16 protein-coding genes are annotated in these 15567 nt (G+C 41.6%); 13 read left to right on the forward strand and 3 right to left on the reverse strand.

Going from position 1 to position 15567, the window contains the following annotated elements; translation table 11 throughout:
- Positions 1–3 precede the first annotated feature (3 nt).
- From HX021_RS05205 to HX021_RS05215, 3 genes are read left to right on the forward strand one after another with little or no spacing between them, the layout of a single operon-like run.
- Entirely contained in the window at positions 4–684 is a 681-nt protein-coding gene (locus tag HX021_RS05205; RefSeq protein ID WP_286588962.1) for a rhomboid family intramembrane serine protease, read from the forward strand.
- Positions 685–695: 11 nt separating this feature from the next.
- Positions 696–1574, forward strand: a complete 879-nt coding sequence (locus tag HX021_RS05210; RefSeq protein ID WP_286588964.1) for a rhomboid family intramembrane serine protease — start codon at positions 696–698, stop codon at positions 1572–1574.
- Positions 1519–2682, forward strand: a complete 1164-nt coding sequence (locus HX021_RS05215) for an endonuclease/exonuclease/phosphatase family protein (protein WP_286588965.1) — start codon at positions 1519–1521, stop codon at positions 2680–2682. Before HX021_RS05210 ends, HX021_RS05215 begins: the two co-directional genes overlap by 56 nt.
- Here the strand turns inward: HX021_RS05215 and HX021_RS05220 are convergent.
- The gene (locus HX021_RS05220; RefSeq protein ID WP_286588967.1) at positions 2672–4282 is read right to left on the reverse strand and encodes a S41 family peptidase; all 1611 of its coding nucleotides are present in this window, start codon (positions 4280–4282) and stop codon (positions 2672–2674) included. The two genes, HX021_RS05215 and HX021_RS05220, sit on opposite strands and share 11 nt — an antisense overlap.
- A 411-nt stretch (positions 4283–4693) precedes the next feature.
- On the opposite strand from HX021_RS05220, the gene HX021_RS05225 reads away from it, so the two are divergent.
- The 5 genes from HX021_RS05225 (at position 4694) to HX021_RS05245 (ending at position 9757) form a co-directional block, all read left to right on the forward strand.
- Positions 4694–5263, forward strand: a complete 570-nt coding sequence (locus HX021_RS05225) for a hypothetical protein (protein ID WP_286588969.1) — start codon at positions 4694–4696, stop codon at positions 5261–5263.
- Between the two features lie 180 nt (positions 5264–5443).
- Positions 5444–6841 (forward strand): class II fumarate hydratase, encoded by a 1398-nt coding sequence (gene fumC / locus HX021_RS05230; protein ID WP_286588971.1) that lies wholly within the window; start codon positions 5444–5446, stop codon positions 6839–6841.
- Positions 6842–6889: 48 nt separating this feature from the next.
- Entirely contained in the window at positions 6890–7375 is a 486-nt protein-coding gene (locus HX021_RS05235; protein ID WP_286588973.1) for a fumarate hydratase, read from the forward strand.
- Positions 7376–7590: 215 nt separating this feature from the next.
- The gene (locus HX021_RS05240; protein WP_286588976.1) at positions 7591–8745 is read left to right on the forward strand and encodes an MFS transporter; all 1155 of its coding nucleotides are present in this window, start codon (positions 7591–7593) and stop codon (positions 8743–8745) included.
- A 10-nt stretch (positions 8746–8755) separates the two neighbouring features.
- Positions 8756–9757, forward strand: a complete 1002-nt coding sequence (locus HX021_RS05245) for an acyltransferase (protein ID WP_286588977.1) — start codon at positions 8756–8758, stop codon at positions 9755–9757.
- A 19-nt stretch (positions 9758–9776) separates the two neighbouring features.
- Here the strand turns inward: HX021_RS05245 and HX021_RS05250 are convergent, their stop codons facing one another.
- Together HX021_RS05250 and HX021_RS05255 are read right to left on the reverse strand one after the other, a co-directional pair.
- Positions 9777–10241 carry a copper resistance protein NlpE gene (locus HX021_RS05250; protein WP_286588978.1) on the reverse strand — a complete coding sequence of 155 codons (465 nt, stop codon included), beginning with the start codon at positions 10239–10241 and terminating at the stop codon, positions 9777–9779.
- Positions 10242–10446: 205 nt separating this feature from the next.
- Positions 10447–10821 carry a DUF3127 domain-containing protein gene (locus HX021_RS05255; protein ID WP_028071867.1) on the reverse strand — a complete coding sequence of 125 codons (375 nt, stop codon included), beginning with the start codon at positions 10819–10821 and terminating at the stop codon, positions 10447–10449.
- Between the two features lie 77 nt (positions 10822–10898).
- Between HX021_RS05255 and HX021_RS05260 the strand changes: the two genes are divergently transcribed.
- From HX021_RS05260 to HX021_RS05280, 5 genes are all read left to right on the forward strand, one after another.
- Entirely contained in the window at positions 10899–12077 is a 1179-nt protein-coding gene (locus HX021_RS05260) for a THUMP domain-containing class I SAM-dependent RNA methyltransferase (RefSeq protein ID WP_286589315.1), read from the forward strand.
- Positions 12070–12717, forward strand: coding sequence for an HD domain-containing protein (locus tag HX021_RS05265; RefSeq protein WP_286588979.1), 648 nt, complete (start codon positions 12070–12072; stop codon positions 12715–12717). Before HX021_RS05260 ends, HX021_RS05265 begins: the two co-directional genes overlap by 8 nt.
- A gap of 242 nt (positions 12718–12959) precedes the next feature.
- On the forward strand, positions 12960–13727 hold the full coding sequence (locus HX021_RS05270; RefSeq protein ID WP_286588980.1) for a glycerophosphodiester phosphodiesterase: 768 nt from the start codon (positions 12960–12962) through the stop codon (positions 13725–13727).
- A 15-nt stretch (positions 13728–13742) separates the two neighbouring features.
- Positions 13743–14579: an endonuclease/exonuclease/phosphatase family protein gene (locus HX021_RS05275; protein WP_286588982.1), complete on the forward strand. Its 837-nt coding sequence runs from the start codon at positions 13743–13745 to the stop codon at positions 14577–14579.
- A gap of 110 nt (positions 14580–14689) precedes the next feature.
- Positions 14690–15499, forward strand: a complete 810-nt coding sequence (locus tag HX021_RS05280) for a DUF4197 domain-containing protein (protein ID WP_286588983.1) — start codon at positions 14690–14692, stop codon at positions 15497–15499.
- Positions 15500–15567 lie beyond the last annotated feature (68 nt).

A 15567-nucleotide genomic window follows, 5' to 3' on the forward strand; every position in this document is an offset into this window, starting at 1 on the left:
AAGATGTTTCCACAATTGACTCCCGTTATCAAAAATTTACTGATCGTAAATATTGTATTCTTTTTAGGATCACAATTTGTGCCTATTGCAGATGCCTATCTTCCGGTTTATTATCCTGATTCACCTTTTTTCAAAATCTGGCAGATCATCACCCATATGTTTATGCATGCTGATCTTGGCCACATATTTTTTAATATGTTCTCTTTGGTGATGTTTGGCCCTATGATCGAGCATGTCCTTGGTCCCAAACGTTTTCTGAACTTTTATTTAATATCCGGCATTGGAGCCTGGTTTCTGTATACTGCAGTCAATGGGATCCAGTTATATCAAGCGACAGGATCATTTTTTCCACTCCATGGAATGAGTGGCAGTGAAATCCTTGCCTTATCGAATACGGGCAACTATGAAGCCCTTACGTATAGAATACCGATGTTGGGAGCCTCAGGTGCCGTATACGGTGTGTTACTGGCTTTTGCCTACCTTTTTCCAAACATACCGCTCCAATTTTTGTTTATCCCTGTACCGGTCAAAGCGAAATATATGATCGGTGGTTTTATCTTGATCGAGATCTATATGAGCTTGTCCAGACCCGGCGATTCGGTGGCCCATTTGGCCCATGTTGGGGGAGCCTTATTTGGCTACCTGCTGCTTAAAATCTGGAAGATTAGAAAAGGAATTTATTAATATCGTATGCAATGAATAATATCGGTTTAAAAGATTTCTGGAGACAAACATATAAAACAGGCTCACCAATTCCCTTGGTGATCAGTATTCAGGTATGTTTATTTGTCCTCATCTATTTTTTGGACCTTCTTTTTGAGTTAAAGATTGTTTCCCAGAGTTTTCTACAGCCTATTGTACAACGATTGAGCTTACCAAGTAACTTTGCCGGTTTCCTAGCGCAACCTTGGTCATTGATTTCATCCAATTTTGTATATGTACAGTTGTTAAATTTAATTTTTGACAGCCTTTGGCTTTACTGGGTAGGTCAGATATTCTTCACTTTTCTGAACAAGAGACAATTTTATTTTGTCTATATCTGTTCATGGCTTCTCAGCAGCATACTTTACGTAGGCTTTGGCTCCATTCTTCCGATGCCCAGCACACTGCATCTAATGGGTGGAGCGCATCCTTTAGCAGCCACGCTAGCCGCAGTTGTCGTGCTGGTCCCTAACTACGAATTGCGTCTTTTACTATTCGGCACAGTTAAATTAAAAGTGATTGCCATTATCTATTTTGCATTGGAGTTCTTATTTTTCACGATCGGGAACAGACCTGCTGCAGTTTCGTATTTTGCGGTCATACTTTTCGGAATGGCTTTTACTTATGCCCTCAAGTCGGGTATGGACTGGTCTACAATTTTTCAGAGAAAACAAAAAAAACCTGCAAAAATGAAAGTTGTTGTAGGGAATAACATACCGACACATCGGAAACATCGTTATGACTTACCCAATCAGGACGAAATTGATGCCATTTTGGACAAAATTTCTGTCTCTGGCTACGAAAGTCTGACAAACCATGAAAAAGAAACGCTCTTTAGAGCAAGCAATAGTGGCGACAAGGTTGATGGATAGAAGGACATTTTTAAGACGAAAACTTGGATTCATAAGTAAAACAATGTTCCTGGCGAATATGCTTGCGGTCATTGCATTGCTGTTGAGTTATGCCGCTACTTTTATCAATCCAAAATCTTTTTGGCCAATTGCATTTTTAGGGCTGGGTTACCTCCCTATTCTCATCGTGAATATCGGTTTTATCTGTTATTGGCTACTCCGTAAACGTAAAATTGCACTTTATTCACTGGTGACAATCTTGATCGGCTGGCCCTTTTTAACTAAACACTGGAACATTCGGAAAGAAAATGGTCCTGTGCCACCTGAAACGCGTACGCTGCGTGTCATGACCTTCAATGCGCACTTATTTAAAAAAGTGGACGATGAGAAAAAAAATTTTAAAGCCGATGTGGTCCATATGATCGACAGCATATCTCCTGATGTCATCTGTTTCCAGGAATATATCAGTAAGATCAAAGGAAAACATGTCTTTTCGGAAGAATTCAAAGATAAACTGGATTACGACTATTTCTTCTTTGAACCAAGCTCCAAGAATGACTATGAGGCCTATGGTATGGCTGTCCTGTCCCGGTTTCCGATCTACGATTCGGGCACCATCAGTGATAACCATTACGGCATCAATAGAATCAGCTATGTAGACATCAAGAAGCAGGATACGCTGATCCGTGTTTACAATATACATCTACGGTCATTTGCCCTTCAGAATGAGGACAAGGAGTTTATCCAGAATCTGTCCAACAAGAATGAGAAAGACAATACCGCCCCCCGCCGGTTGAGCAGAAAATTGAAAAATGCGTTTGAACTGCGCAGTGAACAGGCTCATTCGCTGAAAAATCATATGAACAATTGTCAGTATCCCTACGTGGCCGTTGGGGATTTCAATGATACCCCAATGAGCTATTCGGTCAATTTAATCGGTGATGGCATGTATAATGCTTTTAAGGAAAAAGGACATGGCTGGGGTGTTACACATCATGAGCTGCTGCCTATTTTTCAGATCGATTATATCTTTGCCAGCCCCAAGTTTGAAATCCTGAATTATCAGGTAGTCAAACAAAAGTTATCGGATCACTATCCAGTATGGTCCGACCTCCGACTTAAGCCTTAGGCACCTGATATCCCAATGTTTTTAACCCTATTTCAATAAACTTATCCTTCCGGTTTTTGATCTTATAATAGGCTTCTCTTCCGAAATAATAGCGTCCTACTAAGGCCTCAATATCGGACTGGATCAAATCATGGAGATTTTCCGCCTCGCGGGCAGTGACAGCAATATTCTTTTGGGTGTTCAGATAGTGAATAAATAAGTCAAATTCTGAAGCGGGTAAATGGTAGCCACTGATAAAATTTTCAATGGAATATGCGGGTAAATGTCGGGTAAATCGATCGTACACAAATTCCTCTATCGCATTGGAATGAAAAATCTCCCGATACTTTGCACTTGTCTCATTGGTATCGATCGGAATATTCACATCGGGTAAAATCCCACCGCCACCAAAAACCAGCTTGCCTTTACTCGTTGTAAACATTTCTTTCTGGCTATACTCGGTATCGAGTGTCCAGAGATCAAAGCCGGTCATATATTTGGCTACGTCAAAATTAGCACGGGTATATTTACGTTGAATACATCTGCCAAGTGGCGTATAATAACGTGCTACTGTCAGGTTAACCGCAGAGCCATCAGAAAAATCAAACTGTTCTTGGACAAGCCCCTTTCCATAAGATCTTCTTCCTACAATGGTGGCTCTATCCAGATCCTGCAACGCTCCACTCAAAATTTCACTGGCAGATGCGGTACTTTCATTGATAAGGACAATAACACGTCCCTCTCCAAATTCTCCGGCTTTCTCCGAATAATAATCCCGACGTAATTCATTGGCGCCTTCAGTGTACATCAACAACCGCTTCTCTTTAAAAAACTGACCTGCAAGATCAATGGCTGTATGTACAAATCCACCACCATTATTTCGCAGATCCAGGATAAGGTCCTGGGCACCACTTTTACGCAAATCAATCAGGGATTGTTTAAATTCATCGGCCGTTTTGTGTCCAAATCTCCGAATTTTGATATAGGCCGTCTTGGGGGCAATCATATAGGAGGCATCTAAACTGGAAACATTCACCTGATCACGAATGACCTTGAGGGGCGTATGTAGTTCCTGACCATTCCGCTGAATGGAGATCAGCACGGCAGAACCTTTTTTCCCCCTGATCAACCGGTCAATTTCAGTTTCAGTAACTTTTCCGCTGGCTAGGTCTTTATTGCCGATCTTCAAAATGCGATCCCCAATCCGCATCCCACTTTTCTCCGCTGGCCCCCCTGACACCAAGCCTACCACAAGCAAGGTATCTTTCAAACGAAAATACTCCACACCTATCCCATCAAAGGACCCTTCGAGAGTCTGATGTTTTGCCAACACCTCTTTGGGCCGCAAGAAGGTAGAAAAAGGATCAAGCCGGGAAACGACATGTTCAATAGCCTCATCCTGTACGGTATCAATACTGATATTGTCCACGTAGTTTTCAGAAATCAGCTGGATAAGGTATTGCAATTTGTCGGAATTTCCCCGGGAGCTTAAGCTGGAGAAGGTTGTCTTTTGGTTATTTCCCTGTTCTTCGGCATAGTTCTGTCCCAACAGTAAGCCAAGAAGCAATACTGCAGCATATGTAGCAGCTACGAAGATATTTCGCTTAATACTTTTTTGCATGGGGAACCATCATAAACTTATAAAATACCCATTTTTGAAAAACACAAACATGGATAAAAACAAATTATATACATATGAAACCCTCATCAACCCAATACACGCGCATACACAGGAATGAACCAGATTGATTTAAATAATCGGTGCATAATAGTTTTTGATGGCTTCTATCCAAAAGTAGCAAGTTTATTCGGTTAAACGAGTAAATTGACGCATATTTTTACATAAAAAACAAAAACATCAGGCTCCTGTCCCACAGCATTAAACGGGATGATTTCTCTGGTCCAGCAAGTTTTTCATACGGAACGAAGCCATCCCTCCCACACAGCCGTAAATTTGTTGTTATAGCCTGCAAATAAACTTGCAAATAACCGTAAATTTATCTTAGTTTGAAGCAGAAAAGGAATTTATTATATGCATGAAATCGAACCATATTACAATTGGCGTGACTACTATATTGCTGCCGAGGACGAACAGTCTCCATTCTATGGCACGGTTTATAGCGAATTCGATTTTGACAAGCAGATCTATAACTTTTTATTACATCCACAATGGGATGAATTCGGTTCGCTCACCCTATACTTGAAGATCTTATTTGTCGATTATGAGCTTCAATACTGTATTATCGAGCTAATTGGGGAATGGAATGATGCCATCTATAATGACATCATGTTACTCAAAAGAGAGATCATCGATGTATTGATCAGTCAGGGCATCAAATATTTTATCCTTATTGGTGAAAATGTTTTGAATTTTCATGCTTCAGATGATTCTTATTATGAGGAATGGTTTCAGGATATTGATGATGGCTGGATTGCCGGTATCGGCTTCCGGGAGCATGTCATTGAAGAATTCCAGCAGCAGAATATCGATTACTATATCAATTTTGGCGGAGCCCTGCATGAACTTTCATGGCGGACCTTAAAACCGAAACAGGTGTTTCATCATGTCAATGAGTCATTGACTAAGCGTCTGGGCTATTGAGCCGTACGTACTCAGATTCTGGTTACACAAGCCCACGGGCCACTTACTGTTTCCATTTTTTAATTTTTACCGCTTAATTTTGACTTTTTACCGTATTATCCTGTAACTTTGTACATGGTGTATCATGTGCTGAGCACAGATCACTTTTTTATTTTTACGTTTTACTTATACAAACACAATATGTCATTCAGAATTGAAAAAGATACGATGGGTGAAGTTCAGGTACCTGCAGACAAATACTGGGGTGCTCAAACAGAACGTTCACGCAACAACTTCAAAATCGGACCGGCAGCTTCTATGCCACATGAAATCATCGCGGGTTTTGCTTATCTAAAAAAAGCCGCAGCTTATGCAAACCATGAGTTGGGTGTATTACCCGTAGAGAAACGTGATGCTATTGCTGCGGTGTGTGACGAAATCCTGGCGGGTAAACTGGATGATCAATTTCCATTGGTAATTTGGCAAACAGGATCGGGTACACAGTCCAACATGAATGTAAATGAAGTTGTGGCCAACCGTGCCCAAGTATTAGCTGGACATAAAATCGGAGAAGGCGAGCCGGTATTAAAGGCGAATGATGATGTTAACAAATCACAGTCATCTAATGATACCTTCCCCACCGGAATGCACATTGCAGCATACAAAGCTGTGGCGGAAGTGACGATCCCGGGCGTGGAAAAATTACGCGATACTTTAGCAAAAAAAGCGGAAGAATTCAAAAACGTCGTTAAAATTGGCCGCACCCACTTAATGGATGCAACACCATTGACTTTGGGCCAAGAGATCTCAGGCTACGTGGCCCAATTGAACCATGGTTTGAAGGCATTACGAAATACACTTTCCCACCTATCAGAGCTTGCTTTGGGTGGTACAGCAGTGGGTACAGGATTGAATACGCCAAAGGGCTATGACGTGGTTGTTGCCAAGTATATTGCTGAATTTACGGGTCTTCCTTTTGTAACCGCTGAAAATAAATTTGAAGCATTGGCGGCTCATGATGCTATCGTGGAAACTCATGGTGCATTGAAACAGTTGGCTGTAGCATTGAATAAAATTGCGAATGACATTCGTATGCTGGCTTCAGGTCCACGTTCGGGTATCGGTGAAATCCTGATCCCTGAGAATGAACCAGGATCATCAATAATGCCAGGTAAAGTAAACCCTACACAATGTGAAGCCTTGACAATGGTTGCTGCACAAGTAATGGGCAATGATGTCGCCATCACCATCGGCGGTACACAGGGCCACTACGAACTGAACGTTTTTAAACCTGTTATGGCCGCAAACTTCTTACAGTCTGCCCGTTTATTGGGTGATGCCTGCGTTTCATTTGAAGAACACTGTGCTGCCGGTATTGAGCCAAACTACAAACGTATTAAAGAATTGGTTGACAACTCATTGATGTTGGTAACGGCCTTAAATACAAAAATTGGTTATTACAAAGCTGCTGAAATTGCACAAACAGCGCATAAAAATGGCACTACATTGAAAGAAGAAGCTGTACGTCTGGGTTATGTAACTCCAGAGGATTTTGATGCCTGGGTAAAACCAGAAGATATGGTTGGAAGTTTAAAATAAGCTGTGACTGTTATTTCATTAAAAAATATATTATCAAAAACATACCTCTTGGCTTTTGCCATAGGTATGTTTTTCATTTTTTCTGCCTGCCGATTCAATTCGGATATGCAAAGTGAAGGTGCTTCCTTTTTACAGGGGGAATGGGTACAGGATAGTATCCCCGGGCAACAGCAGATGATGCAATTTACCTTGCGGGAATTTAGGTTTACCTGCGACTCCGTGTATGCGGTCATGCACGTAAATAACAAGGTACAAACGGTTCCGGACAGCTGTTATAACCAGGGTTCTTGGACAGAATATGCCAAAGGCATCTATGTTCTACGGGGGGATTCGATCATTGTCGATGGCATCTATACCAAAGTCAATGGCAAGCAGAAAATCTCGGGCTGCTATCTTTCGGGGCAATATATCCCCCGGTTCAAGGTGGTGCACCATTCCGCTGACTCCGTCGTTTTGGAAAGCCGGTTTGACCAACGCCCTATTGTGCTCAGAAAAACCAAAGATATTACCTGCATACCTAAAAAGAGATATTAGTATTAAGATATTAGTATTGAGACTTTACGTGTTCAAGCAAGCGGCTTACGAGCTGTCTTTAATCCTTGTTATCTATACAGGCCTTTGGCAGACCTACTTTTACCTTTTCTTGATCGATAGGCTCGTCTAAAGGGATTATTACATCGATGGACAAATCAACATGTGATAACCCGTTTTTTATTTTTACTTTTGCCTATCAACTTCCAACCATCCATATGAACAAAGGAATTATTGCTTTAGCTTTTGGAGGACTTGCCATCGGGATGACCGAATTCACCATGATGGGCATCTTACCGGATATTGCTAAGGATCTACACGTTGAGATTCCCACTGCAGCCCATTTGATTGCCCTTTATGCATTGGGTGTCGTGGTCGGAGCCCCAACACTGGTCTTATTTACGGGCAAATATCCACCAAAAAAGGTTTTGCTCTTTTTAATGCTGCTCTTTTTTATTTTCAATGGCCTATTCAGTATTGCCCCGGGGCAATTCCTGATCAGCCTATCGCGTTTCATGGCGGGACTGCCGCATGGGGCATTTTTCGGTGTAGGGTCGGTGGTGGCAGCCAAGCTCGCCCCCAAAGGAAAAGAAGCACAGGCCATCTCTATTATGTTTACGGGAATGACCATTGCCAATCTTGCTGGAGTGCCACTCGGCACTTATCTGGGCCATCATTATTCCTGGCGGCTCACCTATGGTATTATCAGTATATTAGGACTCATTACTTTTGCGGCAATCTATGCTTGGATGCCAAAAATTGAGGCTTCCAAAAGCAATAATATCTTCAGCCAATTGAGTTTTTTCAATAAAAAAATTGCCTGGTTATTAATGGCTATCATTGCCATTGGCACGGGCGGGCTATTCGCCTGGATCAGCTATATTGCACCGTTGGTCACCAATGTTTCAGGTATTGCAGCAGATCGGGTGCCACTGATTATGATCCTGATCGGCATCGGTATGTTTTTCGGAAATCTTATTGGCGGAAAATTGGCGGATACCATCTCCCCCACCAAAGCAGCCATTGCAAGTTTTTCAGCCATGGCACTTTGCTTGATCATGGTGTACTTTATATCCCCACTGGGCTGGACGGCTTATCCTTTAGCATTCATTACTGGATTGGTTTCCTTTACCATCGGCTCCCCTACACAACTTATGTTGATACGGGCTTCCAAAGAAGCGGCTACATTGGCTGCTGCCGGTGGACAGGCAGCTTTTAACCTCGGCAATACATTAGGCGCATTTTTAGGGGGGATCCCGATCACGTATGGGTTAGCTTATAATACCCCATCTTTGGTCGGTGTGGGTATGGCCAGCATTGGTGCTTTGTTGACATTGTTGTATCTTCGGGTTTACGACAGCAAAAGCGCATAATCAATAAGCAATGCCCAGAAGTAGTTATATTAGTGTACTGCGTATCCTTGCGATATTTCTCGTTATCCTGATTCATTCTTCTTCGGGGTATCTCAACAGTTATGCCCCCAATTCCTTCGATTGGAATTATGCCAACTGGATCAATAGCTTTTCGCGCTATGCAGTACCCCTTTTTGTCACCATTTCTGGAGCCTTACTGCTACAGAAAGATGAAAATATAGGGCCATTCTACCACAAGCGCTTGCTCAAAATTGTTCCACCGTTTCTCTTCTGGACGGTCATCTATTTAATCTATTATTTCATTAGGTACATCGATTTTGAGCTCGTCAGTTTTCCACAAGTTGTCAACATTGTGTTAATTCGCTTAAAATCAGGAAGCAATGCACATCTATGGTACCTATATATGCTTATCGGACTCTATTTAGCGATTCCTTTTTTACGGAAAATGATCCGAAACTGTTCGAAAAGAGAAGTTGAAATCTTTTTGTACCTGTGGTTTGCAGCATTGTTTTTCACCAATGGATGGCTCAATGCTTATCTGCCCAATCTTGATCTCGTATTTTTCTCCGGTTATATCGGCTATCTCGTACTGGGCTATTATCTTTATCGGTACCCAATTACAAACAATATGTGGTCAAGTCTACTGTATTTTGTGTTCTGCTGCTTGATTACGGGGCTGGGAACTGCCGTCTTAAGCTTTGAAAAAAGGGAATTTGACCCCAGCTTATATAATTATCTTTCGCCCAATATTGCGCTCAGCACGGCTTTTATTTTTATTTTTTTTCAAAGCATGAAACTCCCAGAACGCCTGCATCCATTCTGGGAATTTATCGACAATACGAGCTTTGGCATCTACCTCTGCCATATTCTATTACTGAACTACATTCATCCATTGGTGCCTTTATCTACCTTATGGAAAATTCCTGTAGCCGCCGTGCTCACACTGTTGTCCAGTGCGCTATTGACCTATTGTTTGCGAAAGCTACCACTGGGGAAATATGTCAGCGGTTAATCCAACCGAAGGTTGCTGTTTATTTTTCGCCTTCAACTTTATTATAGACATAAAGGTGCGCGTTTGGTCCTTCAATTTCATGACCTTCTTGGTCTAAACCGATTAGTCTATTTTCGCCTACTTTCAACTTCATATTGGTTTCTTTTCCGGTCAGATGAACCACGGATCCGTTATCGTGCCACATCACTTTACCCGAATCTACGACTCTGCTGTTCTTATTGATGTATTCACTAGTTATGGAGAAACTATTATCATTTTTTAGTGTAATATTGGTCTTGATACCCTCACAGTCCGCGCAAGGAATGGTTGCTTCATAGGTCCCTGCCCAGTCCAAAGAGTTTTGGGAGGTATGGACGGTGTCCATGGCCATGGATTCGTGTCCCAGGGAATCCGTTGTTGCTGCTTGTTGATTATCTTTTGAGGTTTGATTGCAGGCGCTCAAGGAAAAAGCAGCCAAGCAAAAAAATAATACTGTTGATTTCATCGTGGTTATCTTTTGATTTAAAATATCTTATAACAAGCAATTTCAGCGCCAAGAAAAACATTTTGTTGGAAAAAACAATTTTCCTTAAAAAATAAAGAAGGCTTCGGTCGGAAGCCTTCTTTCAGTATGTTATACTGCGGCAATATAGGCATCAGACCAACGATCTAAGCCCTATCGCAACAGAAATGAGACGTTTTATTTCAGACTAAAATGGTAAATCATCATCATCTGATGAGCCGGATAAATCAACCGGGGCTGGCATATCCGCGTAACCTGGAGAAGATGGTGCTGGAGCAGCGTTTCCTAATTTTGTTACACGCCATGCTACCAATGAATTGAAATAAGTCGTTACCCCATCTTTATTAGTCCAGGGACGACCGCGTAGATTAAAAGATACCTCGACCTCTTCACCAATAGCAAGGTTATCAAAAATTGAAGTTCTGTCTTGTGTTGCTTCAAAGCGGATATATTCAACAAATTGTGGGTTTTCGGCATAAGCTACAATCATATCACGTTTTTTGAATGATTCGGTCACTTGTTGTGTCGCTCCTATCTCGTGTACTTTTCCTCTAATTTCCATAATCAAAAAAATAAATATTAAAGCGTAAAATTAAGCAATTTTTGAGGAAGAGTTTAATTAACTTTGTACAAAATATGATGGAAGTTTTCAACACCCCCAATAAAGTTATTATAACGTGCAATAAACGCTTATCGCCTTATTTGCAACAGGAAGTTAAAGCGTTAGGTTTTGACATTGTCAGAGCATTCCCTACTGGAGTCGAATTAAAGGTCAGTATCAATGATACGATCAAACTCAATCTGAACTTACGCACGGCTTCCCAGATTCTATATTCCTTAAAGGAATTTACGGCAAACAATCCTACGGAACTTTACGAAGAACTGAGTAAGATTGCCTGGGAGGAACTGATTCAGTTTGACGGATATTTTTCCGTCAGCTCGAATGTGGACAATGAGACGATCAGCACCCCGCTGTTTGCCAATGTAAAGGTCAAGGATGCGATCGTGGACCGTATCAAATCGAAGAAAGGCATGCGCCCTAATTCGGGACCGGACAACAATAAAGCTGTGGTACATCTGTACTGGAAAGATGACCGTGCCGAGATTTTTCTGGACACCTCGGGTGAAACGCTTGCCAAGCATGGCTACCGTAAAATTCCGGGAAAGGCTCCTATGTTGGAAGCTCTTGCGGCTTCTACCATTATCGCATCAAAATGGGATGGTGCCTCTCCCTTTGTTAATCCGATGTGCGGATCTGGGACACTGGCCATTGAAGCTGCATTGATTGCTACAAATAGAAAACCTGGCTTATTGCGCATGAACTACTCCTTTATGCATTTCATTGGTTATGATGAGACTGTATTCTTTCAGGAGCGCAGGTTGTTAAAAGATCAGATCAACAAAAAGGCAACTCCTCAAATTATTGCCACAGACATCTCTGAAGAAGCGATCAATGTTTCAAAAATGAATGCCCGCACGGCTGGGGTCGAACAATTAATTTCTTTTGAGGTATGCGATTTTGCCGAAACTCACGTTCCTAAAGAAAGCGGTGTCATCCTATTTAATCCAGAATATGGAGAACGTTTGGGTACACATACGAAACTGGAAATCACCTATAAGCGTATGGGTGATTTTATGAAACAGGAGTGTAAAGGCTATCGGGGCTATATATTCACAGGGAATCCGGATCTAGCAAAGAAGATCGGGCTCCGTGCGTCCAGACGCGTAGAGTTTTATAATGGTAAATTAGATTGTAGATTATTAGAATACGAATTATACGAGGGTACTCGCGAAAAAACAAAAGTATTGTATGAATAACATTATTGAACGCACAGTCGCATTTGTGCAAGATCGTTTGAAATTTGCAGAAGCAGGCCACGATTGGTCGCATATTCAGCGCGTATGGAACAATACGAAGTTAATTTTAGAAGATGAGGAAGCTGATGTCATGGTCTGTGAACTGGCAGCATTGCTGCATGATATCGCCGACAGTAAATTCCATGAAGGTGACGAAACAATTGGCCCTCGTGTTGCTGGAGAGTTTCTGGCGAGTCTTGAAATTTCTCCTGAAATCATTGATCATGTCAAGAAAATTATCTTTAACATGTCTTTCAAGGCAAGCTTAGGGGAAATCTCTTTCCATTCGAAGGAAATGGAAATTGTGCAAGATGCTGACCGTTTGGACGCTATCGGTGCAATTGGTATCGCCCGTGCATTTAGCTTCGGCGGAAACAAAGGCCGGGAAATGTATAACCCTAATATTCCTGTGCAGGAGTATAAGGATAAAGAAGCCTACAAACATTCGGAAGCACCGACCATCAACCATTTCTACGAAAAACTATTGCTATTAAAAGACAGAATGAATACCAACGCGGCCAAAAAGATCGCTGCACATCGGCACCAGTATATGCTTGGATTCCTGGATGAATTCATGGCCGAGTGGAATGGTAAAAAATAAATTACAGTTAACAATTCCTAAATATAAAAGTGGTACTTTAGATCTTGTGAATCAGGATAGGAAGTACCACTTTTTTTCTGAAATCAACCGGCTTTTAAACAACCCCATATGAAATATCCAGCTGTAAAAACGTAAACACGGATGATACGCTGGATATTCCATAGGCCTTTAAAAGGCAAAACGAGTGTAGTGGACGCATTGATACCAATGAAAACATGCACTTATCAATAATTATTTATATTATGAAAAAACACCTTTTTACCTGCCTGACACTGGCAATGATCATTTCATCTTCGGCACTATTTGCCCAGACAAAAGCAATAGCGCATCGCGGAGTATGGAAAAACAGTCATCTTCCACAAAATTCAATAGCTTCACTAAAAGCAGCGCATGACCTTAAACTCTTCGGCTCTGAATTTGATGTACACCTGACTAAGGACAATGTGTTGGTGATCAATCATGACAACGATTTTTATGGAATTGATATCGCCACCGCAACCTATCAGGAGCTGCTGGCCAAGAAACACCCTAATGGGGAATCCATCCCCACTTTGGAGGCCTATCTCAAAGCTGGCAAAAAATTGAAAGGCTTACGTCTTATCCTTGAACTAAAAACCAACAAGCTAGGTTTGGAGCGTACGCTTGAGTCGGCAACAAAGGCTGTCGAGATGGTCAAAAACTTAAAAGCTGAAAAAGTAACGGATTATATTGCTTTCAGTTTTGAAGCTTGTCAAAAGATACACGAGCTGGCTCCAAAAGCCAATATTCAATACCTTAACGGCGACAAATCTCCGGCTGATGTGAATGCTGCTGGCATCAATGGACTGGATTATCATTTTTCAGTCTTTAAAAAGAATGCGAGCTGGCTGCAAGATGCACATACACTCGGCATGAAAGTAAATGCCTGGACGGTTAATACGCAAGAGGAGATGAATAACCTGATCGACCAAAAAATTGATCTCATCACTACAGATGAACCCGAATTGTTGATGCAAGTATTAAAAAAATAAAAAATTACAGTTCTAATGAGAAAATATTTAATTCTATTTACAGCGATCTGCTTCTCCTACATTTCTTATGCACAAGACTTTATTGCTGCATCGTATAATATTCGTCAGCGAAATACCGTAGATACGGGCAATATGTGGAATGACAGGAAAGTCCCTTTGACCAACCTGATCAAATACCATGGTTTTGATATCTTTGGCATTCAAGAAGGTTTCTACGATCAGGTTCAGGATCTGAAAAAGCTCCTTCCTGGATTTGATTATGTTGGGGTAGGACGTGATGATGGTGCACAGGAAGGCGAACATTCAGCAATTTACTATAATACCCAGCGATTTACAGCGATCAAAAGTGGTACTTTCTGGCTTTCCCCCACAGATACCGAACATCCTAACAAAGGCTGGGATGCAGCATTACCACGTATTTGTACCTGGGGTATTTTTGAAGATAAGGCCAACAAAAAGCGCTTTATTTTCATGAATACGCATTTTGACCATATCGGTCGAACCGCACGGACTGAAAGTGCCAAATTGATCTTAGCCAAAGCGAAGGAATTTGCTAAGGATCTCCCTTTAATCTTAACAGGTGACTTTAATGTTGACGAAAAAGATGAAGCCTATTTCACACTTGCCAACAGCAAAGTGGTCACCGATGTGCACGAGATGTCCCCAATCAGATACGAACCGAACTCCTCATTCAATGGGTGGGGCAAAAGTATTCGGACAATAGGCCGCATTGACCATATCTTTATCACCAAGCCTTTTCAGGTAAAGAAATATGGTATCTTGACGGATACATACATGAGTAAGTTTCCATCGGATCACTTCCCAGTGGCAACCACGCTCTCCTGGAAGTAGCCGGACAATTTGTAAGCATGCAACTTTTTATTCCGTATAGAACAGCAGACTCCTTTTGGGGTTTGCTTTTTTTGTCGATATGCTTAATTTTGACAACAAAACAAATCAAGATGAAATCTCCATTATTATATTGCACTTTACTTGTCTCAGGGCTCTTCTATTCCAGTCATAGCGAGGCACAGATTTTAAAAAAAATCACCGAATCATTGACCAAAGCTAACCAGACGCAGACTGATAGCACAAAAACGGCTACTGCTGCCACGACATCACCTGCAGGTTCCAGTACAGTGTCATCGTTGTCCAGTAAAGATGCCTCTTTAGGTATCAAACAGGCTTTGAGCAATGGACTTAACCTGAGCATTGAATCTCTTGCAAAAAAAGATGGTTTTCTAGGCGATGCAGCAGTAAAAATATTGATGCCTACAGAGGCGCAAAAAGTTGAGAAGGCACTCCGTGCGGTAGGTATGGGCAAGCTCTGTGACCAATTTATCCAAAGTATGAATCGCGCAGCTGAAGGAGCCGTTAAAGAGGCCGCCCCAGTATTTGTCAATGCGCTTTCAAAAATGACCATTACCGACGCAACGAATATCCTATTAGGGAGTAAACCGGATGCTGCGACAACATTCTTCAAAACCAATACATCTGCAGAGCTGACCAATAAATTCAGTCCTGTTATCCAATCGGCCATGGGTGCCAACAACGTTGACCAATATTGGACACAACTGACCTCAGCCTATAACAACCTGCCATTAAGCAACAAAGTAGAAACGAATCTAACAGCCTATGTGACTCAAAAAGCAATAGATGGCCTTTTTATAAAAGTAGCCGATCAGGAGTCAAAAATCAGAAATAATATCGGCGGCAGCAGAAACACCAATATTTTGCAGAAAGTATTCGGTTATGCCGATGAAAAAAAATAAGAACCTTCACAGTTCCAATAAACAAGACTTGTCAGTTTATTGACAAGTCTTGTTTGTTTTTACCCGAA

It is taken from the genome of Sphingobacterium sp. N143 (assembly GCF_030325625.1).
Classification (GTDB): Bacteria; Bacteroidota; Bacteroidia; order Sphingobacteriales; family Sphingobacteriaceae; genus Sphingobacterium.